24 protein-coding genes and 2 tRNA genes are annotated in these 24,905 nt (G+C 52.2%); 11 read left to right on the top strand and 15 right to left on the bottom strand.

Annotation, left to right across the window (positions count from 1 at the left end):
- Positions 1–100: 100 nt before the first annotated feature.
- From ACTHSW_RS00890 to ACTHSW_RS00865, 6 genes are all read right to left on the bottom strand, one after another.
- A complete protein-coding gene (locus tag ACTHSW_RS00890) occupies positions 101–775 on the bottom strand; it encodes a glutathione S-transferase family protein (protein ID WP_070459670.1) in 675 nt (224 codons plus the stop codon).
- 8 nt (positions 776–783) lie between these two features.
- The gene (locus ACTHSW_RS00885; protein WP_070459667.1) at positions 784–1,179 is read right to left on the bottom strand and encodes a hypothetical protein; all 396 of its coding nucleotides are present in this window, start codon (positions 1,177–1,179) and stop codon (positions 784–786) included.
- On the bottom strand, positions 1,180–2,346 hold the full coding sequence (locus tag ACTHSW_RS00880; RefSeq protein ID WP_070459664.1) for a beta-ketoacyl-ACP synthase III: 1,167 nt from the start codon (positions 2,344–2,346) through the stop codon (positions 1,180–1,182). It abuts the gene before it with no gap.
- A 19-nt stretch (positions 2,347–2,365) separates the two neighbouring features.
- A complete protein-coding gene (locus ACTHSW_RS00875) occupies positions 2,366–2,611 on the bottom strand; it encodes a GNAT family N-acetyltransferase (protein ID WP_070459813.1) in 246 nt (81 codons plus the stop codon).
- Positions 2,612–2,645: 34 nt separating this feature from the next.
- On the bottom strand, positions 2,646–3,554 hold the full coding sequence (locus ACTHSW_RS00870; protein WP_107792162.1) for a hypothetical protein: 909 nt from the start codon (positions 3,552–3,554) through the stop codon (positions 2,646–2,648).
- Positions 3,555–3,862: 308 nt separating this feature from the next.
- Positions 3,863–3,938 (bottom strand) — tRNA-Phe (locus ACTHSW_RS00865).
- A gap of 205 nt (positions 3,939–4,143) precedes the next feature.
- Here ACTHSW_RS00865 and ACTHSW_RS00860 point away from each other — a divergent pair.
- A complete protein-coding gene (locus ACTHSW_RS00860) occupies positions 4,144–4,704 on the top strand; it encodes a hypothetical protein (RefSeq protein ID WP_107792161.1) in 561 nt (186 codons plus the stop codon).
- 47 nt (positions 4,705–4,751) lie between these two features.
- Here ACTHSW_RS00860 and coaD read toward each other — a convergent pair whose 3' ends face one another.
- From coaD to ACTHSW_RS00845, 3 genes are all read right to left on the bottom strand, one after another.
- A complete protein-coding gene (gene coaD / locus ACTHSW_RS00855; protein ID WP_107768681.1) occupies positions 4,752–5,264 on the bottom strand; it encodes a pantetheine-phosphate adenylyltransferase in 513 nt (170 codons plus the stop codon).
- 107 nt (positions 5,265–5,371) lie between these two features.
- On the bottom strand, positions 5,372–6,058 hold the full coding sequence (locus tag ACTHSW_RS00850; protein ID WP_107768682.1) for a Bax inhibitor-1 family protein: 687 nt from the start codon (positions 6,056–6,058) through the stop codon (positions 5,372–5,374).
- A gap of 163 nt (positions 6,059–6,221) precedes the next feature.
- Positions 6,222–6,497 carry an oxidative damage protection protein gene (locus ACTHSW_RS00845; RefSeq protein WP_070459650.1) on the bottom strand — a complete coding sequence of 92 codons (276 nt, stop codon included), beginning with the start codon at positions 6,495–6,497 and terminating at the stop codon, positions 6,222–6,224.
- 127 nt (positions 6,498–6,624) lie between these two features.
- Between ACTHSW_RS00845 and glnE the strand changes: the two genes are divergently transcribed.
- The 5 genes from glnE (at position 6,625) to ACTHSW_RS00820 (ending at position 14,359) form a co-directional block, all read left to right on the top strand.
- Positions 6,625–9,309, top strand: coding sequence for a bifunctional [glutamate--ammonia ligase]-adenylyl-L-tyrosine phosphorylase/[glutamate--ammonia-ligase] adenylyltransferase (gene glnE, locus ACTHSW_RS00840; RefSeq protein WP_219089327.1), 2,685 nt, complete (start codon positions 6,625–6,627; stop codon positions 9,307–9,309).
- 268 nt (positions 9,310–9,577) lie between these two features.
- Positions 9,578–10,672 carry an FAD-dependent oxidoreductase gene (locus tag ACTHSW_RS00835; protein WP_070459646.1) on the top strand — a complete coding sequence of 365 codons (1,095 nt, stop codon included), beginning with the start codon at positions 9,578–9,580 and terminating at the stop codon, positions 10,670–10,672.
- A 168-nt stretch (positions 10,673–10,840) separates the two neighbouring features.
- Complete coding sequence (glyS, locus tag ACTHSW_RS00830; protein ID WP_070459643.1) at positions 10,841–12,982, top strand: glycine--tRNA ligase subunit beta; 2,142 nt, start codon at positions 10,841–10,843, stop codon at positions 12,980–12,982.
- A 162-nt stretch (positions 12,983–13,144) separates the two neighbouring features.
- On the top strand, positions 13,145–14,224 hold the full coding sequence (gene apbC, locus ACTHSW_RS00825) for an iron-sulfur cluster carrier protein ApbC (protein ID WP_070459640.1): 1,080 nt from the start codon (positions 13,145–13,147) through the stop codon (positions 14,222–14,224).
- 59 nt (positions 14,225–14,283) lie between these two features.
- A tRNA-Lys gene (locus ACTHSW_RS00820) sits at positions 14,284–14,359 on the top strand.
- Between the two features lie 195 nt (positions 14,360–14,554).
- Here ACTHSW_RS00820 and ACTHSW_RS00815 read toward each other — a convergent pair.
- From ACTHSW_RS00815 to ACTHSW_RS00800, 4 genes are all read right to left on the bottom strand, one after another.
- Positions 14,555–15,808 carry an ABC transporter permease gene (locus ACTHSW_RS00815; protein WP_070459637.1) on the bottom strand — a complete coding sequence of 418 codons (1,254 nt, stop codon included), beginning with the start codon at positions 15,806–15,808 and terminating at the stop codon, positions 14,555–14,557.
- The gene (locus ACTHSW_RS00810) at positions 15,805–16,719 is read right to left on the bottom strand and encodes an ABC transporter ATP-binding protein (protein ID WP_070459634.1); all 915 of its coding nucleotides are present in this window, start codon (positions 16,717–16,719) and stop codon (positions 15,805–15,807) included. Before ACTHSW_RS00810 ends, ACTHSW_RS00815 begins: the two co-directional genes overlap by 4 nt.
- Positions 16,720–16,832: 113 nt before the next feature.
- A complete protein-coding gene (locus ACTHSW_RS00805; protein ID WP_070459631.1) occupies positions 16,833–17,831 on the bottom strand; it encodes a BtrH N-terminal domain-containing protein in 999 nt (332 codons plus the stop codon).
- Between the two features lie 70 nt (positions 17,832–17,901).
- Positions 17,902–18,750 carry an RnfABCDGE type electron transport complex subunit B gene (locus ACTHSW_RS00800; protein WP_199901400.1) on the bottom strand — a complete coding sequence of 283 codons (849 nt, stop codon included), beginning with the start codon at positions 18,748–18,750 and terminating at the stop codon, positions 17,902–17,904.
- A gap of 163 nt (positions 18,751–18,913) precedes the next feature.
- Here ACTHSW_RS00800 and ACTHSW_RS00795 point away from each other — a divergent pair, with 163 nt between their 5' ends.
- On the top strand, positions 18,914–19,381 hold the full coding sequence (locus ACTHSW_RS00795; RefSeq protein ID WP_070459625.1) for a YchJ family protein: 468 nt from the start codon (positions 18,914–18,916) through the stop codon (positions 19,379–19,381).
- A gap of 264 nt (positions 19,382–19,645) precedes the next feature.
- On the opposite strand, the gene ACTHSW_RS00790 is transcribed toward ACTHSW_RS00795, so the two are convergent.
- Entirely contained in the window at positions 19,646–20,434 is a 789-nt protein-coding gene (locus ACTHSW_RS00790) for an inositol monophosphatase family protein (protein ID WP_003684681.1), read from the bottom strand.
- 166 nt (positions 20,435–20,600) lie between these two features.
- Between ACTHSW_RS00790 and ACTHSW_RS00785 the strand changes: the two genes are divergently transcribed.
- The 4 genes from ACTHSW_RS00785 (at position 20,601) to ACTHSW_RS00770 (ending at position 23,450) form a co-directional block, all read left to right on the top strand.
- Entirely contained in the window at positions 20,601–21,326 is a 726-nt protein-coding gene (locus tag ACTHSW_RS00785; protein ID WP_070459623.1) for a 16S rRNA (uracil(1498)-N(3))-methyltransferase, read from the top strand.
- Positions 21,327–21,433: 107 nt separating this feature from the next.
- A complete protein-coding gene (locus ACTHSW_RS00780; RefSeq protein ID WP_003748215.1) occupies positions 21,434–21,724 on the top strand; it encodes an acyl carrier protein in 291 nt (96 codons plus the stop codon).
- Positions 21,721–22,779: a beta-ketoacyl synthase N-terminal-like domain-containing protein gene (locus ACTHSW_RS00775; RefSeq protein WP_070459620.1), complete on the top strand. Its 1,059-nt coding sequence runs from the start codon at positions 21,721–21,723 to the stop codon at positions 22,777–22,779. Before ACTHSW_RS00780 ends, ACTHSW_RS00775 begins: the two co-directional genes overlap by 4 nt.
- Positions 22,761–23,450: a hypothetical protein gene (locus ACTHSW_RS00770; protein WP_070459619.1), complete on the top strand. Its 690-nt coding sequence runs from the start codon at positions 22,761–22,763 to the stop codon at positions 23,448–23,450. The genes ACTHSW_RS00775 and ACTHSW_RS00770 overlap by 19 nt, the downstream gene beginning before the upstream one ends.
- Before the next feature lie 110 nt (positions 23,451–23,560).
- Here the strand turns inward: ACTHSW_RS00770 and ACTHSW_RS00765 are convergent, their stop codons facing one another.
- Positions 23,561–24,904, bottom strand: coding sequence for a hypothetical protein (locus ACTHSW_RS00765; protein ID WP_234396206.1), 1,344 nt, complete (start codon positions 24,902–24,904; stop codon positions 23,561–23,563).
- Position 24,905 lies beyond the last annotated feature (1 nt).

The following is a 24,905-nucleotide window of genomic DNA, read 5'->3' as shown; positions in this document are numbered from 1 at the left end:
ACTCGGGCGGCGCTTGGGTAAAAATGCCGTTTGCTGCAAAGCTATTCGATAAGTGAACCAAGATTTCAGGCCGTCTGAAAATATTTCAGACGGCCTTGTTTTATTGGTCAAGTTTCAATAAAGGCGAACCTGCTTTTTCAACGGCACGGCGGTAGGCTTCATGCGCTTCGATGAGTTGCAAATAAGCGCGGATATTGGGGTAGTCGGCAAAATCGAAGCGGTCGGCTGCGGCTTGCAGCGGATAACTCATCATGATGTCGGCACCGCTGAGGCTGTTGCCGACCAACCATTCGCGGTTTTCCAACTCGCTGTCGATGTGGGAAAGATGCAGCGCGGCTTGCGGAAGGATAAAGCTGCTTTTAACGCTGCCGCTGATTTTGCGGGCAATCGGTTTGACGAAAAACGGCATGGGTGCGCTTTCAATCCGGCGGAACACCAGTCCGAGCAGCAATAACGGCATCAGCGAACCTTCGGCATAATGCAGCCAGCGTTGATATTGCCAGTATTCGCGGCTGCCGCGTTCGGGCATCAGATGGCCGTTGCCGTAGGTTTGAATCAGGTAGTCGGTAATCGCGCCGCTTTCCGCCAAGATAAAGCCGTCATCATCCAATAAAGGCGATTTGCCCAAGGGATGGATGGCTTTAAGTTCGTCAGGGGCGAGCAAAGTGTCGGGATGGCGGCGGTAGGTTTGCAGGCGGTAGGGCGTACCGAGGATTTCAAGCAGCCAAACAATGCGCAGGGCGCGGGATTGGTTGAGCGAATGCAGGGTAATCATGAGGGACTTTAAATATTGGTTTGTTTGAGGCCGTCTATGCTGATTTGGCAGGCATCGGCGTATTTTTGCAGGGTTTTGGCCGGTAGTTTGGCGAACACTTCGGGGCGGAAATGCCGACGAAGCTGCCATTTCCATACGCCTGCCGCCAGGGCCAAGCCGGTTTCATCATAACGGCAGCGGAACATATGGTAGTACAGCGGCGAGTATTCGCCTTTTTTGACGGCTTCGCGCGCGGCCTGCGTTTGGGCATCGAGTTCGAACACCGCCATTTCGGTGGCGTAGGCTTCGTCCTGCCAACCGTTGCTGGTGGCCGCTTCGTAGTGGCCGTCGCGGGTGCCGTAGATGACTTTGCGGTGGCCGTGGTAGCTGGCGCTGTTGTCTTGAGGAATGTCGTCAATCTTCATTCAGACGGCCTTTACTGCTTCCAAAAGCATGAAACATGTTGAAAAGCGTCCGCTTTCCGGAACGTAACACAGGATTTTTTGGCCGTGTTCGATGGGAAAAGTGCGCATAAATTCTTCAAGGATGATGTAAATCGAGGCCGAACCCGTGTTGCCCTTGTTGTGCAGATTGGTAAACCATTTTTCCTGCGGAATGTCGAAGCCGATGTTTTTCAGGCCGTCTGAAAGGCGGTCGCGGAAAAAGCCGGAAGAGTAGTGGGGCAGGAACCAATCGATTTCTTCGGCGCGGATGCCGTGTTTGGCGGCGATTTGGGAGAGGGGTTTTTCCACCGTATAACGGACGATGTTTTCGTTTAGCAGTTTGACGTCCTGCTTGACCGCCATCAGGCTGTGGCGGCGGCCGTAATCGGCATCGGCGTGTTTCCAGCCTTCAAATACGCCGTCGCGGAATTCTGCGCCGGCATACATGCAGGGTGGCATTTCGTTGGCGTAGGAAAGCAGGTCTATCCAATGGATTTTCAGGCTGAGGCTGTCTGAATTGGGGCGGTCGGACAGATACACCGCGCCTGCGCCGTCAGACAGCATCCAGCGCAAAAAGTCTTTTTCAAACCCGATTTCAGGGGACGCGTTTTCCAGTTTTTTATGGTCGGTTTCGCTTTGAAACACTTCGCCGCGCATGACTGCCGAGGCATTTTCGGAAGCAACGGAAACCGCATGTGCATGTTCGCCGGTACGCACGGCGTTGTAAGCGTGTTTCATCGCCGCCATACCTGCCGCACATACGCCTGCCATGCTGAACACTTCGCAAGGCGGCATATCCAGCAAGCCATGCACCATCACGCCGTGTCCGGGCATGGTTTGGTCGGGATAGGAAGTGGCGCAGGCCAGGCTGCCGATGGCTTCTGCTGCAACGCCTTGGACAAACAGGCCGTTGACTGCTTCGGCAGCCAACTCGGCATTGGTGTGCGTCGTGAGGCGGCTTTCGGGATCGATGGCGTAATGGCGCGACAAAATGCCGTTGGAACGCAAAATCATACGGCGCACGCGTGAAGGCACATCGCCTGCCATGCCGAGGACGGCTTCCATTTCGTCATTGCCGACGGGGGCATTGGGTAAAAAGGCAGAAACGCGGTTGAGATAAACGTCTTTGAGAGTGTTATTCGATGTCATGATGTGTTTGTCAAAATAATCAACCGATAAACCGCGCCGCGTAGTCGCAGCTTGCAGTCAACGGGATGTGGTGTGTTTCGGCGTATTCCATCAGCGCGCTCACCAGTAGTTTGGCAATGCCGCGATGACGGAAGTTGGGCGAGACCACGGTATGGTTTACGTCCCAGCCGCCGTTATGTTCGGTATAGCTGATATAGCCTGCTTCCAAACCGTCAATGTCGATTTGAAAGCGACGGCGTTCGGGGTAGTGGATAACTTCGGGCATGATGGATTCCTGGTTTGAGGCCGTCTGAAACAGATTATCTGCCTGACGGTTGTTCATAATAATCCGCCAGCTTTTTCAGACGGCCTTTGAGCAGCGGATGCAGCAGTTTTTTCAAAATTACACTGATGGGTAAAACCACCAAAATCATCGCCAATAAAAAGACGATGTAGAAGCACAACAAGGCACGGCGCAAGAGCGGAGAAATCCTGCCTGCCGCCATCAAAAGCCTGCCCCAGACGAAGAAGCTGCGGCCGGCGGCACGTTCGCTGAAAATCAGTTTTTCATTCACTGTCGCCGCGCCCATGTTTTGAAACAGGGTTTCGTCCAAAGGCTGTTGGTTCAATAGTGTATCGCACAATTTCGTACCAAACCGCGCCGCATCCGCCAATTCTTCTTCAGCAATGCCGGCAGAGGGCAGGGAGCGGAAATAGCGTTTGTCGCCGGTCAGCATCCATGCGGGCGTGGTAATGAAACTTGCCGCGCTGTTGCAATCATCGATTTTTACGATGTTGCCGATGAGTTTTGCGCCGTTTTGTTTCAGCAAAGATTTCATTTTTTCCTGCGCGCCCAGCCACATATTGCGGCAGCCGATAAGCGTGATGACCGGTTTACCGTCCAGCAGGCGGCGCGTTTCTTCGCGTTGCAAAAAGGCGGTCATCGGTTGCGAAGGGGAGAGGAACCAAACAGTGTAGGCAATGACCACCACATCGTAATCTTCGGATGGGATTTGCGGCGGCAGAATCGGGGCGGGTTTTAAATGGACTGTTTCAGGAAAGGTATCGAAAAAACGCCAAAACGGCCACGGAAACGGAAACGCCTGCTTCGGTACGATATTGACGCAATCGACCTGTATGCCGGCTGTTTGCAACGGCGCGGCAAAATTTCGCGCCAGGCTCGAGAGCTGCCCCGTTTGCGAGTAATGCACAATCAGCACTTTTTTCATTATCTTCCCTGCAATGAGTAAGTTATGGTTGGTTTGGACAGTATTATATAGTAAACCAACCTGCCTTGAACTTTATTCATATTCAGTATGTTCGCGAAGGTTTCAGCCGATTTGGATGGAAGCGCCGTATTCTGTCGGAATGGGGCGGTAAAGCGGATTTTTATGCCATGCCAACATGAACAACGGCCGTCTGAAATTTTTCAGACGGCCTTGTGTGGAAATCGGGACGCATGGTCTGGAGCAGGATTTGCGCTAAGTATGGCGTGCAAATCGTATAGATAAAAAAATAACCGCTTCAAGGCGGTTGGTGGTGGCCAGAGGCGGAATCGAACCGCCGACACACGGATTTTCAATCCGTTGCTCTACCAACTGAGCTATCTGGCCTTCGCGTATTTCGTTGCGAGATGTGAATTAAACCAAATTTCGTTGTCTTGTGCAAGCGTTTGCAGGCTTTATTTTTGAGGCGGTAAATTAAGATTTTGTTTTGTATTGAATTATTTTTTCGTTTTAATTGGCGGTTTTTAGGTTTACCGGTTTGATTTTCAGACGGCCTAAGATACAATCGGCTTTTTTGCTTTGGATTTATGCCATGCTGTATGTGTTTGTTCGTGATATGTGGGATGTTTTGCGTTTGCGCTATCGTTCGCCGGAGACGTATTTGTATTCGCCTTTGGTGATGGCGGCGGTGCTGCTGCTGTTGGGTGTGGTGAACGCGGCCAGCATGTCGCCTTTGTTTGGCAGTGGCGCGGCGGCGGTGTGCCTGTCGGTAATTTTGGTGATTGTGAAATGGTTGGTGCTGAGCCGCTCGATGCGCAAGGTGCTGCATTATTACGGTGCGCCCCGGCTGCCTTTGTGGGGCTTTATTTTGGTGTCTGAGGCTTTGCTGCTGCCGCTGTTGCTGGTGTTGTATGTGCCGGCGTTGGCTGTGTTTGCGCTGTTGTGGCAGGCTTGGGTGTTTGTGGTGCAGGTACGCGGTTTGATGTGGATGGGGAATGCGACGGTAGGCCGTGTTTTGGTGGGCTATCTGTTGTATGGTTTCGGCGTGTTGTGTGTGGGTACGGTGATTTTGATGCTGTTTATTGCCGCCGGTTGGTTGGATATGGAAACGTTGAATCAAAACCTGCAGGCGTTGACGTCTGCCCGTAAATAATCAATGAAAATTGGAAGGCCGTCTGAAATGTTCAGACGGCCTTTGTTTTATGTGTTTGTTTCGTGGTCTTGCAGAATTTTTTGATAGACGGGGTCGGGGAGGTAGCGGCCTATCATATCGCGCCAGCCTTGTGGGCCGACCAGGCCTTTGACCATGGTGGAGGACACTTCGGCTATTTCGCGCGGCGGCATTAGGAAGACGGTGGAGATTTCGGGGGCGATGTCGCTGTTGATGTAGCGCATCGAGCGTTCGTATTCGTAGTCGGCGGCGGAACGGATGCCGCGGACGATAAAATTGGCTTTGGCTTCGCGGGCGTAATCGACCAAAAAGCGGTTTTCAAACACGCTGATGCGGACGTTGGGGAAGGGGTGGGTAATGGCATCGAGCATGGCGCAGCGTTCTTCTATGGTGTAGGTGCTGCGCTTTTCGGGATTGGTGCCGATGGCGACGATGAGTTCGTCAAAGAGGGACTGGGCTTCCTGTATCATCCACAGGTGGCCGAGGGTGGGAGGGTCGAAGCTGCCTGCGTACACGGCACGGCGCGGAGTGGTCGTGGTCATTTTGGGTTGGGAATGGGGTTTGTGTGGCGTTCAGGATAGGGGAGTTTGCTGGTGATGTCAAAAATCAAAAAGGCCGTCTGAAATTTCAGACGGCCTTTGCGGCTTTATCAGTCGTCACCACTAATAGAGATGAGGATTCTCAAGAGGCTGCTGAAAATGTTGTAGATGGAGATGAAGATGGTCAGCGCCGCGCTGATGTGGCTGTCTTCGCCGCCGTCAATAACGGCACGCACCTGCCACATAATCATCAGGGAACTGAAGACAACGAAGCCGGCCGCGATGGTCAGGCTCAGGGCAGGGATGTTGAGGAAGATGTTGGCCACAACGGCAATCATGAGCACGATCGCACCGGCGCCGAGGAAGCTGCCGAGTTTGTTCATGTTCATTGTGGTGCGGCGTGCCATGGCGGACATGGTGAAGAATACGCCGGCGGTCATGGCGGCGGCCGTACCGACGATTTGCGCGCCGTTGTTAATAGACAGTGCGTATTGCAACATAGGGCTGATGGCAAGGCCCATGCCGAAAGTGAAGATCATCAACAGGGCTACGCCGACGTTGCTGTAACGGTTTTTCTCAATCAGGAAGGTCATGCCGTAGAAAAAGCCGAAGAAGGCGGCCAGGGCAACATAGTATGAACCGAACATGGCGAAAATGTTAAAGCCTGTTTTGGCGGAAAAGAATGCGCCGGCAATGGCAGGAATGAAAGACAGGCCGAGCAGGCGGTAGGTTTTTTGCAGGACGGTATTTTTGGCAACCGAGCCTTGCGAGGTATAGTCGTAAACGTCGTTTTGCATGGCGTTTGCTCCAGTGTGGATTGAAATAAATGAAATTTGGATTCTAACAGAGAATCATGGGTTTGTATGATTTATCTGTTCTATTTGCCTAATATGCGGGGCAATCGGGAATTTTAAAGGCCGTCTGAAAATCGGGTTTCAGACGGCCTTGGCTTTTCAATGCTTATTTAGGCTCTTGCGGAACGTAGCCTTGTACGGCATCTGCTCCGTCGCCGAAGAAGTATTGTTCCATCTGCTGGGCGAGGTATTCGCGTGCGCGCGGATCGGCAAGGCTTAGACGGTTTTCGTTGATCAGCATGGTTTGGTGGCGGGTCCAAGCTATCCATGCTTCTTGGGAAACGTTTTCGAAGATGCGTTTGCCCAGTTCGTTGGGCAGCGGCGGAAATTTCATGCCTTCGGCTTCTTTGCCGAGTTTGACGCAGTGAACCATACGGGTCATGGCGGTTTCCTTATGATGGGTTGCAAAGTTGGTATTTTAGCCGATTGCACGGATAGGGGAAAGCGTGGCTTTCAGACGGCCTGAAAGCTTGCTATGATGGTCTTTTCTGTTTATTCAGGCAAAGATTATGAACCGCCTTGATACTGCCCGCCGTTATTCCCTTTTTCTCGCCCGTAATCTTGATTCCGGCAAACTCAAGCCCGAAATTTTCCTGCCTATGCTGGACAAGGCGTTGACCGAAGCTGATTTTCAAGCTTTTGCCGATTGGGACAAAATCCGTGCGGAAGAAAACGAGGAAGAATTAGCGCGGCAGTTGCGCGAGTTGCGCCGTTATGTCGTGTCGCAGATTATCGTGCGCGATATCAACCGCATCAGTGATTTGAACGAAGTAACCCGCACAATTACGCTGTTTGCCGATTTTGCCGTCAATACCGCGTTGAACTTTTCCTACGCCTATTATCAGGACATGTACGGCACGCCGATCGGGCGTTATACGAAATCGCCACAACATTTGAGCGTGGTGGCAATGGGCAAGGCGGGCGGCTATGAGCTGAACGTGTCTTCCGACATCGATTTGATTTTCATCTATCCCGAATCGGGCGATACGGACGGCAGGCGCGAACGCGGCAATCAAGAGTTTTTCACCAAAGTCGGGCAGAAACTAATTGCGCTGCTGAACGACATTACCGCCGACGGGCAGGTGTTCCGCGTCGATATGCGGCTGCGGCCAGACGGCGATTCGGGCGCGCTGGTATTGAGCGAAACCGCGCTGGAGCAATACCTGATCACGCAGGGGCGCGAATGGGAACGCTATGCGTGGTGCAAAGGCCGCGTGGTTACGCCGTATCCGAACGACATCAAAGCGTTGGTGCGCCCCTTTGTGTTCCGCAAATATCTGGATTACAGCGCATATGAAGCAATGCGCAACCTGCACCGCCAAATCCGCAGCGAAGTCAGCAAAAAAGGCATGGCGGACAACATCAAACTCGGCGCGGGCGGCATCCGCGAAGTCGAATTTATCGCCCAGATTTTCCAGATGATACGCGGCGGGCAAATGCGCGCGCTGCAACTGAAAGGCACGCAGGAAACGCTGAAGAAACTTGCCGAGCTGGGCATCATGCCGTCTGAAAACGTCGAAACCCTGCTTGCCGCCTACCGCTTCCTGCGCGACGTCGAACACCGCCTGCAATACTGGGACGACCAGCAAACCCAAACCCTGCCCACCTCGCCCGAACAGCAACAACTGCTCGCCGAAAGCATGGGTTTCGACAGCTACGCCGCCTTTTCAGACGACCTCAACATTCACCGCACCAAGGTCAATCAGTTGTTCAACGAAATTTTAAGCGAACCCGAAGAGCAAACTCCCGACAACAGCGAATGGCAATGGGCATGGCAGGATAAACCCGACGAAGAAGAGCGGCTAGGCCGTCTGAAAGAATATGGGTTTGATGCCGAAACCATCGCCGCAAGGCTAGACCAAATCCGGTACGGCCATAAATACCGCCACCTTTCCGCACACGCCCAGCCGCGTTTCGACGCGATTGTGCCGCTGTTCGTGCAGGCAGCGGCCGAGCAACCCAACCCGACCGATACATTAATGCGGCTGTTTGACTTCCTCGAAAACATCAGCCGCCGCTCCGCCTATCTCGCCTTCCTCAACGAACATCCGCAAACCCTGGCGCAACTGGCGCAGATTATGAGCCAAAGCTCATGGGTGGCGGCGTATCTGAGCAAATACCCAATTCTGCTGGACGAACTCATCAGCGCGCAGCTTTTGGATACCGCGTTCGACTGGCAAGCCCTTGCCGCCGCCCTTTCAGACGACATCAAAGCCTGCGGCGGCGACACCGAAGCGCAAATGGACACCCTGCGCCGCTTCCAGCACGCCCAAGTCTTCCGCCTCGCCGTCCAAGACCTCGCCGGACTGTGGACGGTAGAATCCCTCTCCGACCAACTTTCCGCCCTCGCCGACACCATCCTCGCCGCCGCCGTGTCGTGTGCGTGGGCGGATATGCCCAAAAAACACCGAGACACGCCGCAATTTGCCATCATCGGTTACGGCAAACTGGGCGGTAAAGAGCTCAGCTATTCCTCCGACCTCGACTTGGTCTATCTTTACGACGACCCTCATTCCGACGCAGGCGACGTTTACAGCCGCCTTGCTCGCCGGCTGACCAACTGGCTTTCCGCCGCCACCGGCGCAGGCAGCCTCTACGAAACCGACCTGCGCCTGCGCCCCAACGGCGACGCTGGTTTCCTCGCCCACAGCATCGCCGCCTTTGAAAAATACCAGCGCGAAAACGCCTGGACGTGGGAACACCAATCCCTTACCCGCGCCCGTTTTATCTGCGGTACGCCTGATGTTCAGACGGCCTTCGACCGCATCCGCACCGAAATCCTCACCGCCGAACGCGACCAAACCGCCTTGGCAGGCGAAATCATCGAAATGCGCGAAAAAATGTTCCCCACCCATCCGCCGGTTGACAGCAACGTCAAATACGCGCGCGGCGGCGTGGTCGACGTCGAATTTATCGTCCAATACCTCATCCTTGCCCATGCCCGACGGTATCCGCAACTCCTCGACAACTACGGCAACATCGCCCTCTTAAACATCGCCGCCGACTGCGGCCTCATCGACAAAACCCTCGCCGAACAAAGCCGCACCGCCTACCGCTACTACCGCCAGCAGCAACACAACGCCAAACTGCGCGATGCCAAAAAAACCGAAGTAACGGACGAATTGCTGACCCACTACGGCAATGTGCGAAAACTATGGCAGGAAGTATTCGGAGTAGAAGTGAAGTTCGGATAAGCAGGCGGACGTATTCAGCGTCAAAAGCCCTATACAGCAACATAATTTACTGCCAGGACAAATTCACTCTAAATAGTAGGTTTTATGTAAGGAAGATATTTTTATAAAAGCTGATTGGCAGCTTGAGGGAAGTTTTTGTTTACGTATTACTGATTCAGCCCAAGTATGATCTGCAAAAGCTGTTCTCATTTTCTGTAGATATTGTGATACAGCAAAACAAGTTCTAAAATATGCAGCTCATTTTCATATTAAAAACAAGGAGAAACTGATGTCTAAGATTGCGGTACTCGGCGGCGGCCTTTCCGGTCGCCTTATTGCGTTCCAATTGGCGGAGCAGGGTGTGGCGGTAGAGTTGTTTGAGAAAGGCGAACGTAACGGCGCACAAGCCGCAGCCTATGTTGCCGCCGCCATGTTAGCGCCGTCTGCCGAAGCGGTGGAGGCAACGCCCGAAGTCATCCGTTTAGGCAAACAAAGCATTGCGCTTTGGCGCGCTATTGTCGGCCGTCTGAATACGCCGGTGATGATGCAGGAAAACGGTAGTCTGATTGTCTGGCACACGCAGGACAAGCCGCTTTCCGCCGAGTTTGCCCGTCATTTGAAGCGCGGCGGTGTGGCGGAATATGAAACCATACGTTGGAACGCGGATGAAATCGCAGCAAACGAGCCGCAACTGGCAGGGAGGTTTTCAGACGGCCTGTATCTGCCGACAGAAGGGCAGTTGGACGGACGGCAGGTATTGAATGCGCTGGCCGATGCTTTGGAGTCAATGAATGTAGCGTGCCATTGGTCGTACGAACGCGAAGTCGAAGATTTTGCGGCGCAATACGATTGGGTCATCGACTGCCGCGGTTATGGTGCAAAGAGCGCGTGGAACAGGCCGTCTGAAAGCCAATTGCGCGGCATACGCGGCGAAGTGGCGCGCGTTTACGCACCCGAAGTCGAGCTGTCCCGCCCCGTGCGCCTGCTGCATCCGCGCTATCCTTTGTATATCGCGCCGAAGGAAAACCATATTTTTGTGATTGGTGCGACCCAAATCGAAAGCGAAAGCCAAGCGCCGGCCAGCGTGCGTTCTGGTTTGGAACTTTTGTCCGCGCTGTACGCCGTGCATCCGGCATTTGGCGAGGCGAACCTTTTGGAACTGGCCACCGGCCTGCGCCCGACGTTAAACCACCACAATCCCGAAATCCGCTTCAACCGCGAACGCCGCCTGATTGAAGTCAACGGCCTGTTCCGCCACGGCTTTATGATTTCCCCGGCCGTTACCGGCGCGGCCGTGCGTTTGGCCGGTGCGCTGTTTGCCGGAAGCGACATTCCCGAATACGACGAAACCAGTGGTTTGCCGTATATCCGCGCTGCGAATTGAAGCTGTTGCGGACGAAGTGGCTTGAAAATCGGGCAAATTGTTTGTGAAAGACAGCCACAGGCCGTCTGAAAATGATAAAATCGCCGTCAATTCAATTAACCTTGCGTCTGAAAACCGCATGATGCCGTATTCAGACGCCAAACCAATTTCCTATTTAACGATAAGCACATGACAACCCAAACCCTTTTAATCGAACTTCTCACTGAAGAACTCCCGCCAAAAGCCCTCAATAATCTGGGCAACCATTTTGCCGCTTCCGTTGCCGAAGGCTTGGAAAAGGCGCAACTGATTGACGGCGCAGCCGAATACACTGCCTACGCTTCTCCGCGCCGTTTGGCCGTTCAAATCAAAAACGTGAAAGCCGTTCAAGCCGATCAAAAAATCGTGAAAAAAGGCCCGGCCGTGGCGAATGCTATGAAAGACGGTGCGCCGACTAAGGCTTTGGAAGGTTTTGCGCGCGGTGCGGGTGCGAAAATCGAAGACCTGACCATCATCAACGACGGCAAGCAAGACGTGTACGCCTACGAATACGTCCAAACCGGCAAACCGCTGGGCGAGCTCTTGGAAGACATCATCAATGCCGCAGTGAAAAAATTGCCGATTCCTAAAGTCATGCGTTGGGGCAGCAGCACATTTACCTTCGTGCGCCCTGTACACAGCCTGATCGTGCTGCACGGCGGCGACATCGTAAATGTCAGCGTTTTGGGCCTGCAAAGCGGCAACAAAACATTGGGTCACCGTTTCCTCTCCAACGGCGAAATCACCATTGAAAACGCCGACAGCTACGCCTTGCAAATGCGTGAGCAAGGCAAAGTCGTCGCTTCGTTTGCCGAGCGCAAAGCCGCCATTCAGACGGCCTTGAACGAGCAGGCAGGCCGTCTGAACGCGACCGTTGCCGCCGATGAAGCCTTGTTGGATGAAGTGACCGCATTGGTCGAATGGCCTGTGGTATTGGAAGCCGGTTTTGAAGAACACTTCCTCGCCGTGCCTCAAGAATGCTTGATTCTGACCATGCAGCAAAACCAAAAATACTTCCCGCTGCTCGATCCAAACGGCAAGCTGATGAACCGCTTCCTGCTGGTTTCCAACCTGCAAACCGAAGACCCGTCGCATATCATCCAAGGCAACGAACGCGTTTTGCGCGCGCGCCTGTCTGATGCCGAGTTCTTCTACAAACAAGACCAAAAAGCGACTTTGGAAAGCCGCCTGCCGAAATTGTCCAGCGTGGTTTACCACAACAAAATCGGTTCGCAAGCCGAGCGTATCGGGCGCCTACAAATCATAGCCGCCTACATCGCCGAAGCTTTGGGCGCAGACGCCGCAGCAGCCGAACGCGCCGCGCGTTTGGCAAAAGCCGACTTGGTGACCGAAATGGTCGGCGAATTCCCTGAACTGCAAGGCACGATGGGCAAATACTATGCCCGCTTGGACGGCGAAACCGAAGAAATCGCCGAAGCTATTGAGCAACATTATTGGCCACGTTTTGCAGGTGACAATCTTCCTCAAAGCAAAATCGCTATCGCTGTTGCGCTGGCCGACAAGCTAGAAACCTTAGTTGGCATTTGGGGTATTGGACAAATTCCTACCGGTGATAAAGATCCTTACGCCTTGCGTCGTGCCACATTGGGTATTTTGCGGATACTAATGTTACCTGAGTGTAAAGGAGATGAATTAGGATTAGGTAAGTTAATTGATAAAACATATAAAACCTTTCCTCGTGGTTGGAAAGATATGGCAAATTCCTTGGAACAGCGACATTTTTTGTCCAAAATAACCTCTTTCATAGAGACCCGTTTAGCAATTCTTTTACAAAATGAATATTCGCAAGACGTAATCTCAGCAGTTTTGAAAGGTCCGAAACAAACTCCTGAAGAAAGTAAACAGGGAGTAAGTCGTTGGTTTCATAAGCTATATAATCTCCATGCCAAACTGCAAGCCGTCGCCGCGTTCAAACAACTGCCCGAAGCCGCCGCGCTCGCTGCCGCCAACAAACGCGTGCAAAACCTGCTGAAAAAAGCCGATGCCGAGTTGGGTGCGGTTAACGAAAGCCTGCTGCAACAAGACGAAGAAAAAGCCCTGTATGCCGCCGCGCAAGGTTTGCAGCCGAAAATTGCCGCCGCTGTTGCCGAAGGCAATTTCCAAACTGCTTTGTCCGAGCTGGCTTCCGTCAAACCGCAAGTCGATGCATTCTTCGACGGCGTGATGGTAATGGCTGAAGATGCCGCCGTGAAGCAAAACCGTTTGAACCTGTTGAACCGCTTGGCAGAACAAATGAACGCAGTTGCCGACATTGCGCTCTTGAGCGAATAAGGCCGCGTTTCAGTTGACCCTTTTTTCAGGCTGCCCGATGATTCAGGCAGCCTGAAGTTTTTCGGGCGTATCCCTTGCATGGCGTTCAAGGGTATAATTCGGCAGATTTGTCGCACGACAAATCGCGCACATAAACAATTTCCCACATTCAAGAGGCAGATTATGAATATCCCAGCCATCCGAACCGCACTCGATGCCGTATTGATTCCCCACACAATGCGCACCTTAGGCAGCGAAAAAGCCGTTACACTCCTTGAAGAGCGTTCAGACGGCCTGCATATCGGCCTGAAATTCGCGTTCCCAGTTGCCCATATTGCCGCAGACATTGCCAATGCCGTTCAAGAAGCCGTCATTTCGCATACCGGCGATACCCACATTCACTTGAGTATCGATACCGAAATCGGTACGCATAAAGTTCAACCCGGCGTAGCAACCATCAAAGGCGTGAAAAACATTATCGCCGTTGCATCGGGCAAAGGCGGCGTCGGCAAATCAACGACCACAGCCAACCTTGCCACCGCAATGGCCAGAATGGGCGCGCGCGTCGGCGTACTCGATGCCGACCTGTACGGCCCAAGCCAGCCCACCATGCTCGGCGTACAAGACCGCAAACCCGACCAACAAAACAAAAAACTCATTCCCGTTGAAGCCGAAAGCGGCATTCAAGTGATGTCCATCGGTTTCCTGGTCGATACCGACCAAGCCGTCGTTTGGCGCGGCCCGATGGTCAGCCAAGCCTTGCAACAGCTTATGTTCCAAAGCGAGTGGGACAATGTCGATTATCTCTTCATCGACCTGCCGCCCGGTACCGGCGATATCCAATTGACCCTGTCGCAAAAAATCCCCGTGACCGGCTCCGTTGTCGTCACCACGCCACAAGACATCGCCCTGATTGATGCACGCAAAGCCGTGGATATGTTCAACAAAGTCAATATCCCGATTTTGGGCGTTTTAGAAAACATGTCTGTCCATATTTGCACCAACTGCGGCCATGCCGAAGCAATCTTCGGCGCAGAAGGCGGCAAAAACTTGGCAGAGCGTTTGAATGTACCGTTGCTTGGCCAACTTCCATTAAGCCTGCCTGTACGCGAAGCTATGGATAGCGGCACATCTTCGGCCTTGTTTGAAAACAACCAAACCATCGCCGACATCTACACCGAAGCCGCCTTCCAAATTGCACTGGCCATTGCCGATAAAGGTAAAGACTTCAGCAGCCGCTTCCCGAAAATCGTTGTCGAATAAAAAAATTTAAAAAAGGTGTTGACAGCTGTGTACCCCATCTCTATAATGCACAGCTTATCGGGTCGTTAGCTCAGTCGGTAGAGCAGCGGACTTTTAATCCGTTGGTCGAGCGTTCGAATCGCTCACGACCCACCAAATATGAAAACCTACTTTGAAAAAAGTAGGTTTTTTTACGTTTGGATTTTGGGATTTTATTGAGCATATTTTATTATTGAGACAATCCATAGCGCATCAAGCATCAGGCCGTCTGAAAATATCTTTCAGACGGCCTGAAGTTTTTTATAGGAATGTTTTTGAGAAATAAGCTTTCTACTTAGGGCAGACAAACGTTTAAAACCTTACCTGCGTCTGCAACTGCCTACGATAAACCAATACGGCAGCAGTCAGCGTGGCAAAAGAGAATGCAGACAATAAAAGCAGATAACGGCCGATTCCGTCCAGTCCGCTGCGGTTGAGCAGCAATTCCTGAAAAGCCTTCAAGCCCCAAGCCATCGGGGAAATCCAAGTGAGTTGCTGCATGGTTTCGGGCATGACGTGGGCGGGTACCATAATGCCGCCGATTGCCGCCATCAGGATGATGCCGCCGCCGCCGAGGACGACGGCATGTTCGGTGGATTTGGCGCAGACGCTGATTAACAGCGCGTAGCCGAGTGCGGCGGCGCTGACGGCGGCGGACAGTAGCGCGTAGGGAACAAGGCTGCCGTTGAGTATGAGGGCGGGCACGCCGATTTCGGGCAGCAGGTAGCGGCCGAGCAACAGCATTCCGACAAACTGAAGCTGGTTAATCAGGAAATAGGGGATAAGTTTCGCAGCAATCAGGCCGGATGCGGAGGCGCGGGCGAGACGTAAGCGGGTAATGGTGTTGTTCTGGCGTTCCAGCGCCATGACGTTCGATAGCGGTATCATAATGAAAAACATACCGAAAATCAGCCATGCGGGGACGCTGTGCTGTACGGCGTTGGGTTTTTCCACTGTGCCGCTGCCTGCGCTCAGGTAATGCTCTTCCAGCATTTTCTTATCTAAAAAGCTGCGCACGGCGGCAAATTGTTCGTCGTTTTTTTCATCCACTTTTTTCTGGATGTCTTTGCGGATGGCGCGGGGCAGTTTTTTATTGTCGATTTTGATGCCGTCGTTGTTGTCGAAATAAGTGTCCAGCCGCGTTTCAGTGTAGTGCTGCTGCAAAACGCCTTTGACAGCCGCCAGCCATGAAGGCTCGGTATCGGGCGGTACATAGATTTGCAGGGCTTTGTCGTCGGCGATTTTGCCGGAAGCGGGGTTCGGGTTGTGCAGCACCAGTTGGAAACGTTTGTCGTGTAGGCCGTTTTGCGCGTCGGTCAGTTTTTCAGACGGCATCAGTGTGACATGGATTTGTTCTTTCTCCAGCGCGGCGGCCAGCGCGGTATTGATACTGTCGTTTGCTACGCCAACCAGCGCGATGCGGCTGTCGTTGTGCGGATCTTGGTCGCGGCTCAGCGCCAACGACATAATCAGCATGAAGGCGATGGGCATCACAAACAACACGGCCAAACCGTGCAGGTCGCGGCAGAGCAGTTTGAGTTCTTTGAGGAGGGAGGAAATCGTCATTGTGGATTTTGCTTATCTGTTGCCGGTTCGTCTTTGCGCAGGAAATCAAGGTAAAACGTTTCTAGCGAACCGTGTCCCTGCTGGAAGTAGCGGATTTGCGCGCCGCTTTGTTGCAGGGCGGCGTAAACGGCGGCGGCATCGTGCGCCGTTTCCATCATGCCGCGGCTGTCCACTTGCTTTGCACCCAAAGCGGCTAGCGTTTGAGGCGGCAGTGGCGGTTCGACGGTAAAACGCACGACACCGGTTTGCGTGCTTAGAAGCTCGTCCAAACCGCCGTGGTACACCAGTTTGCCGTGTTGCAGCAGCGCGATTTTGCCGCAAAGCTGCTCGATTTCCGACAGATAGTGCGAGGTGTAAACCACCGTTACCCCCTGCCGCGTCAAATCCGCCACGCTGTCGAGGATAAAGCGGCGCGACTGCGGGTCGATGCCAACCGTGATTTCGTCGAGGAACACCAGTTGCGGCGTGTTAATCAGACCGATGGCAAAATTCAGACGACGTTTAAGCCCGCCCGAAAGATGCTTTGCCGCCTTGTTTTTGTGGGCGGTCAGGTCGGTCTGTTCCAACAGCGCGTTCAGACGGCCTTTGTCGCGCACTTTGTAAAGCGAGGCGAAAAACAGCAGGTTGTCCCACACCGAAAGCTGCGGATAAAACGCGAAATCCTGCGGCACCAAACCGATTTTCTGCCGCTCGCTGCGGCTTAATAGGCGCAACGGCTTGCCGTCAAACAAAATTTCGCCCTGCCGTACTTCCTGCAAGCCTGCCAAAAGCGACATCAGCGTCGTTTTCCCCGCACCGTTGTGACCGAGCAGCCCCAAACATTCGCCGTCGGCAATATCGAACGACACATTGTCCAGCGCGGCAATTTCGGCTTTGGGATAACGGTGGGAGAGGGATTGGATGTGAATCATGGTTTCAGACGGCCTTAGTATGGATGGAGCATAGTGAAATCATTGACAAAGGCGGCATTAGGTCATCTGTGTACAAACGGGCACAGAAAATTTCTCGCTACCGCATAACCCCATTATTTCAATAATCCCCGCCATAACGCTTCTTCATCATCCGCAATTTTGCGCAGAAATTCAGCGATGTTGCGGCAGCCGTTTTCAGACGGCTTTTTGCACTGCTTCACGCACATGGCTGCGAATTGACGCCATTGGTCGCCGATGGAGGTCATTTGTTCCGAGGCCGTCTGAAATGCAGGTTCGTTGCAGATATGGGCGGCTTGTTCGAGGAAGTAGGCGTAGATATAGCGGAAACCTGCGCCGCCGGTACCGATTTCTTCCTGCATCCGCACCAAATGGCCGAGAAACAGTTTTTGGTATTTGTCATTTTGTTTGGCAGGCAGGGATTCGATTTTTTTGGCCAGCGTACGGATGCCTTTTACGCCGATGAAAAAGACTGGCGCGAGCATATGTTTGGCGTTTTTGCGTATGGCCTTGCGGATAATGGCGGGCAAGTCTGCCATGATTTTTTCAGACGGCCTGTTGTCTTCCAAGGTGTACATCATGCCTTTTGCCGCCAATACGCCTTTGACAAAGCGTGCACGCTGCAAATCTTCGGCAGCGCAGCGTTGTACGGTTTCAAATACGGGGTCGCTGATGAGGTAGTCGTTGCCGTCTTTGCCGTACACTAAAAGATTGTGTGCGTTGAAATGGAAGCGCATTTGCGGCGGGAAGTAGGGCAGCCAGAAGACGGAGGTTTGCAAACCTGCCAGCTTGCCTGAGGACAGCGCGGCATCCAATGCGGCTTGTCCGCTTTGTGCGTCGGAAAATTTGCGGACGGATAATTTCAGCCCCAATGCTTTGCAGGTGTTTTTGATGATGCTGCGCGGCGCGGTACGGTAGGAAACCAGCGGCATGCCGTTTAATTTGATCAGCGGCATCCAGACAAACGTCAGTGCGTGGGCAATGCCGAAAATCATGGCTTCGTCTAAATTGTGGCCATGGTATTTGAGCAGGGTGGACATCACACCGCTTTCGCAATGGGCGGTATGCTGGTGTGGAAATTCTTGTATGGTCATAAAGTTATTGGTTTTCGTGCAATGTTTTCAGACGGCCTGAAGCGGTCGGAATGGTTTGTTGTTTTGGAAATCAGCGCGCTTCTTTGGACGCTTCCTGCTCGGCTTTGTGGCGGCGCAGAAATTCGATGGCGGCGGCTTTTTCGGCTTCGTTGCCGTATTTGGCATCACGTTGGGCGCGGCGCAGTTCGGCGCGTTCTTTGGCTTCTTCGATTTGGCGCGCTTTGAAGTCTTCGCGGTTGTCGGAGGAGACGAGTTTGTCCTGTTGCGATTGCGCTTTTGCCATGGCTTTGGCAATCAAATCCATGGGGTTGAATGCGGCGCTTGGTGCGGCTGTTTGGGTTTGTGCCTGTGCGGCCTGTTTGGCTTTGACGGCGGCTTCGCGTTGCGCCAGCAGGGCTTTGCGTTCGGCATCGTCGCGCTGTTTGCGCGCGGTATGGCGTTCGAAACGGCTTTGTGCGTGTTCGGCGGCGGCAAAGCGCGGTTCGGCAGAGGTGCTGAAACGGCGTGCGGACGGCAGGAAGGGCTGCGATACGGGAACCATGTCGATGCAGTCGACGGGGCAGGGGGTAACGCACAAGCTGCAGCCGGTGCATTCGTCGCTGATGACGGTGTGCATCAGTTTGGACGCGCCCATAATGGCATCGACAGGGCAGGCGCGGATGCAGGCGGTACAACCGATGCAGACGGCCTCGTCAATCAGGGCTACGGCTTTGATTTGTGTTTTTGCCTGGGCGAGGTAGGGTTTGCCCAACAGGTCGGCAATATCTTTCATGACGGTTTCCCCACCCGGCGCGCACAGGTTTACCGGCGCTTCTCCTACCGACAGGGCGCGCGCATAGGGTAGGCAGCCTTCATAGCCGCACTCACGACATTGGGTTTGCGGCAACAGGCGGCTGATGCTTTGGATGGGAATGTTCATCATGGATAGTCAAAATCGAAAAGGCGCATTATATCAGATTGTTGCGTTTATTTTGGCGAAACCCGCTTTGCTTATTTTAGCGAAACTCGCTACGCTCGTTTTCAGACGGCCTGAGCCGGGTTTGCGTTATAATTTTGAAATGGATTTATTCGGGTAATTAGGAATGACGGCTACACTTTGTCCCTGTCAGTCGGGACGTGTTTATACGGAATGTTGCGCACCGTTTCATGCGTGTGAGGCGGCGGCCTCGAAGGCGGAAGAGTTGATGCGTTCGCGTTACAGTGCGTATGTTTTGCAGGAAATCGACTATATCGTGGACACGACTGTCCCTGCGCAGCAGAATTTGTTGGACAAGCAGGATTTGGCGTCGTGGAGTAAGCAGACGCAGTGGTCGGGATTGAAGGTTATCCGTCATGTGCCGTTTGGCAAACTGCATGCTTTGGTCGAGTTTGAGGCGTATTTTGAGGAGAATGGGCAAACTGAGTGCCATCATGAATTGTCGGCGTTCGTGAAAATAGACGGGCGTTGGTACTTTATTGATCCGACCGTTGCTTTGCCGACGATGAAACAGCCTTGTTTGTGCGGTTCGGGCAAAAAGTTTAAGGCGTGTTGCGGACAGTTTTTCAAATAGTAGTGTAAACAGGCCGTCTGAATGTTCAGACGGCCTGAGCTGTTTTTGCAGATAAAAAAAACCATTCATACTAAGGGAGAAGTATGAATGGCCAATACATTGCGGGAAAACGTCTTACTTGCTGCACCGCCCAAAAGGGATGAAAGAGCGGTGTTGTGTCAGCGATTAATATTCTACCGTTTTTAGTATTAAATGCTGTTAAGAAGTGAAATAATTTCAATAAGTTGCAAGATAATCGTGATTTTTTGAAGATAAACGGTATTTTTACTGATTTTCTCGAATCCATTTCACCCATTGCTGAAACAGCTCGGGTTGCAATGCGGCGATGACGGAACGCTTAAATACATGTTCGCCGCTCCAAAAATCGTCGCCTTCCAAAGTGGTCAGGCAGCCGCCGGCTTCTTCAAAAATCAATGCGCCGGCAGCGTAGTCCCACAGCTTTTGTCCGCCGTGGATGTAAATATCGTAGCGGCCGCTGGCAAGGTAGCACCAATCGAGCGTGCTGCTGCCCATGCTGCGGATTGTGCCGAATGGGGCAAGGGTATTCATGCGACTGGCGAGTTTGCCCGAACGCAGGTATTTGATTTCTACGCCGGCAATGGATTCGTTGAGTTTTTTGTTTTCGGAACGCAGCGGCAGCGGCGTGCCGTTGAGAAATGCGCCTTTGCCGCGTTCGGCGTAGAAACATTCGCCGCTGACCGGATTGTAAATCACGCCCAATTCGGCGTGGCCGTTTTTAACCAGTGCGACGGATACGGCAAAATGCGGCAAACCGTTGACGAAGTTGTTTGTGCCGTCGATAGGGTCGACAATCCATAGGCCATCTGAATGTTCGTTCCACAAACGGGTTTGTTCCTGAACGCTCATTTCCTCGCCCAACATCGGACAATCCTCCAATAAGGGAAGGGCGGCGGCAAAAGCGGTTTGTGCGGCCAAATCTGCTTCACTCAAAACCGATCCGTCTTCCTTGCGTCGTGACGGCGTGTTCAGAAAACGCGGCATGACTTCGGTTTGGGCGATGTGGCGGACGACTTTCTGTAAACGGTATAGCACGGCGTATCCTTGTTTTTTGCAGTTTTGCGTGACAGTAGATTAAAATTCGGGAAGTTCTCAAATTATAGTGGATGAAATCGAAATCAGGCAGGAGCATGTCGCCGTGTTTCAACTTCATTCATGAAATTTTAAATTTAAATTATATACATGAATAAAGCAGGAAACCATGCCCCGATTTTATGTTGATTTTGCCTTAAGCCCCGACAGCGTGGTCGAATTGCCCGATAATGTGGTGCGCCATCTGAATGTATTGCGCGTGAAAAATACGGAAGAAATCGTGTTGTTCAACGGCAATGGCAAGGCATATCCGGCTTTGCCAGAAGTTTTGGAAAAACGCCGAGCCAGCGTGCGGATTTTGCGGGAAGAGGCAACGGACAACGAATCGCCGCTGAACATTACGTTGGTACAGGCGGTATCTGCCGCCGAGCGCATGGATTTCACTTTGCAGAAAAGCGTGGAATTGGGCGTGGCAGAAATTTGCCCAGTTATCAGCGAACGCTGTGTCGTGCGCTTGAGCGGCGAACGCGCTGAAAAGCGGGTGGCGCGTTGGCAGGAAATCGTTGTTTCAGCGTGTGAACAAAGCGGCCGCAATATTGTGCCGAAGGTTTTGCCGCTGACGACTTATGCACAGGCATTGCAACAGTTGCCGCAGGAAACGACCAAACTGTTAATGAGCTTGAACCGCGCACAAAAACTGAGCGATGTTCGGCCTCAATCCGGCAAAGTCGTGTTTATGGTCGGCCCGGAAGGCGGCTGGACGGAGAAGGAAGAGCAACAGGCATTTGATGCCGGTTTTCAATCCGTTACGCTTGGCAAACGGGTGTTGCGCACCGAAACCGCTTCACTTGCGGCCATTGCCGCCATGCAGACGCTTTGGGGCGATTTTGCATAAAGTTCAGGCCGTCTGAAAACGAGCGTAGCGAGTTTCGCTAAAACGAGTGTAACGAGTTTCGCTCAAACAAGTTGTTGCTTCATGATATAAAAATGGGAGTTTAAAAAATGTCTTACACCTTTACACTGGCCGAGCACGAGCTGGAAGCGGAATTGAAAAAGTTAATCGTGCAAGAAGCCGATAAGGCCGACGATGTGGATATGGATGATTTCACCGACGATGCACTTTTGTTTGGCGATGACAGTCCGGTCGGTTTGGATTCGCTTGATGCGCTGCAAATCAGCGTTGCCTTGCAACAGTATTTCCAAGTGCGCCTACAGGGCGACCGGATGGTGCGCAAACATATGATGTGCGTACGCGATTTGGCGGCGTTTATCCGTGCGGAGCATGGCGCGTGAGTTGGGTTTGCGGTACGGCGGCCACTTCTGCCTTGAATCCGCAAACGGATTTCAGACGTCCTGATACGGTGTCTTATATGTTTTTAAATCAACCGCAGCAGGCTGCTTATTTTCGTGCATTCGCCGGCGACAGTTTGGGGCGGAAGGAATTTGCGAATATTGCCGAACAACATTTGCGCCGAGCCGCCGAAAATGCAGGCTGGCCGTCTGAAAGCTGGCATGATGCGCCGGTGTTTATCGGTTCCAGTTCCTATTCCATCTCCGAATATGAAAACCGCCATTTTGCGGGTAATAGGGCGGTAGAGGAACACAATCTGCTTTATCTTGCCGAAGATTTGCGCCGGCGCAGCGGCAATAGGCAGATTTTCAGTTTCGCTACTGCCTGCACTTCATCTGCCCATGCGCTGATTCAGGCGGATAATTGTTTGCGCGGCGGGGCGGAGCGCGCCTTTGTGCTTGGTATTGAAAACCTCAACCGGCTGACTTTGCTGCATTTTCACAGCTTGGGTTTGCTGGCCGAGCAGTATCGGCCTTTTGGCGGAAATGGTTTGATTTTAGGCGAAGGTGTTGCCGCGCTTGCTTTATCTTCCGCTGCTCCCGAATCTTCTTCAGGCCGTCTGAAACTTATCGGACACGCCGCCAATACAGGCAATGACCTGATTCAAAGCGATGGCCAAGCACAAGAGCAGGTGATGCGACGCGCTTTGGGTGTTGCAGGCATCGCTCCTGAAAGCATTGCGGTCGTTAAAACACACGGCATCGGCACGGCTGACAGCGATGCCGCCGAATTGGCCGCACTGGAAAATATATTCGGTACACTGCCCCCTTTGATGGCATTCAAGCCGCAAATCGGACACACGCTTGGCGCAACGGCAGCCCTTGAAACAGCCCTGCTTTTATCCGCTTTAAAACAAGGTGGAAGCAGCGATTATCAGGGGCGGGAAATTCGTTTTTCCGAATGCGCGGCTTCACAAAAAGGCGGTTTTTTTTGTTTGGCCAATCAATTTGGTTTTGGCGGCAGCAACACATCTTTGGTATGGCAATGGCAACCGTAAATTCTAATATCCGTATTACTGCCGCTGTGCGTTTTGATACTGACGCCGGCACCAGCGGCAAAATCCTCAAACAAACCTTAAAGCAGCAAAGCGGTATAGATACCCGCCGCCTCAGCCGTTTGAGTTTGATTGCCGCGCTTGGTGCAGGGCAACTGAAGGAACAAAGCGAAATCTGCTCTGATTGCGCTGTTTTTCTCGGTACGCCGTTTTCTTCGCCATCCGTGTTTGAAAAAATGGCAGACAATGTGCTGAACCATCACGCCGCGATGCCGTTTGACTTTATTGCCAACCTGCACAACTCCCCCGTTTTTCATGCCGCGCAAGCTTTAGGCACGCATGGTGCAACTTTGGTCGTTGTTGCCGACAATAATATGGATACTTGCTTTCATCCATTATTACTGGCGATGCAATCTGTGCAAAATGGCGGACAAGCTGCGGTTGGTTGGGCATATGAACATCAAGCAGTCCGTGCCGATACCCATGAAGGCAGTATTTGGATTTTGCTTGAAAACGGTGCAGAGCAGGGTGTTCCCGTTGTGTTGAATGATGAAGGTACTCAGACTGATAGGCCGTCTGAAAAGCCGCAATATTATTGGCAAAATATCGCCGATTGGCTAGAAGCAGTAATGGCGCACGAGGGTAGGGATGTGAAGAAATATACTTTGGCGTGATGGGGAAAATGATTTTAGAGAATGAGTTTGTTTGTTGAAGTAAATAGGTTATAAGCCATTAAAAAGGCCGTCTGAAAATATTTTCAGACGGCCTTTTGTATAAAAACCAATCAACGAGACATCTCACCTTGAATAGCGCGGATATTCGCTTGACGGGCGTTGATGGTACGGGTCAGTTGTTGGATTTTAATTTGATCGCCTTTTTGTTTGGCCGCATTCAGCTGTGTTTGAAGGCGGGTAATGGCGGCCTGTTCGTTGCGAATTTCCCCTTGTAATACCTGTTTACGTGTTTCTTTAGGTTTGGGTTGTGGTGCAGCAATGGTTGCAGGAATGGTACGAATCGGTGCTTTGCGGCGGATGTCTTGCTGGCTATTTTGCTTGGCCTGGCGTTTCTGTATGCTGTTGCGTAGGAGGATATTCAGACGCGGATTAGCAGCTGCGGCAGTATTGGTAACGCCACCGATCGGACCATTTAGCAGAATTTTGATGTCGTTATCGACATCTTTATCGCTGAAGAGTGCATCAGTGGTTGGTCCATATGCTTTGGGCAATGGGGTTTTGGTAGGCTTCGTTGGAGTTGCTGCCGCTGGTATGGGTTCGGTCGGCTTGACCGAGTCTGTCAGTGCGAAAATCTCGGTTGTAGATCCTGTTAATATATTGGTTTTGTCGGACGATGCAGAAGAGTTTTCAGCGTTAAGTGGTTTGGTTACTGTTTTTTTAATATTGGTTGTGCGGTTTATCGATGTTTTGGAAACAGTTTGTTCTGTGTGTGTAACTTCAGTTGTGGCCGGTTCTTCGGCTGTTGTACTTTTTGCTGTCTTGTTGTCCAATGGCTCCAAATCTAGAGAATGATTCAGGAATTGGGTGGTGGTAGCTTGGTCAGTGTGCACGTTCGGGGCGGCGAGAGTTTGGGTAGATATCTGCTCGGTATGAGGAGAGAAAAAGCTATCCGATCTATGACTTTCCTGAGGGGTAGTTTGTGCCTGAGCGATAGGTGCAGAGGGGTATATTTGAACAACAGGTGTGGTATTGAATATGGCGAAAGTATTAACGGGATATTGCTTGGTTTCAACAGGAGCTATTGCCGTTTGTGTTTCTATAACAGGAACATAGTGATCAGCCGTTGATCTAGTAGTTTTTTGGTTTGTTACTCCTGTTTTATCGAAAATGTTCTGTGTTCCAACCAATTTCGGATCTGTTTGTTGTTCTGTAAGAGTCGAATTCAAATTTAGCTGCTCAGCGTTTGTTTGAAATACATTTGTTTCTACTGGACTGTACGAATCGGTAACGCGGCAGGTATTGTTGATCTGGTGTGAGGTATAAACGGTAATGCCTTCAACATTGCAGACATACTCGGCAGCGTTGGCGGCGGCGGGGAGGGTCAGGCTGAGGGCAATGGCGGTTTTGCAGAAAAACTGTTTCATAAAGGCAATAGAATCAGGTTGTTTGTTCAAA

Source organism: Neisseria sp. P0008.S004 (assembly GCF_051962755.1).
GTDB lineage: Bacteria > Pseudomonadota > Gammaproteobacteria > Burkholderiales > Neisseriaceae > Neisseria > Neisseria subflava_A.
Note: the sequence above shows the minus strand (reverse complement) of the source record. Positions and strands in the feature narration are given on the sequence as shown.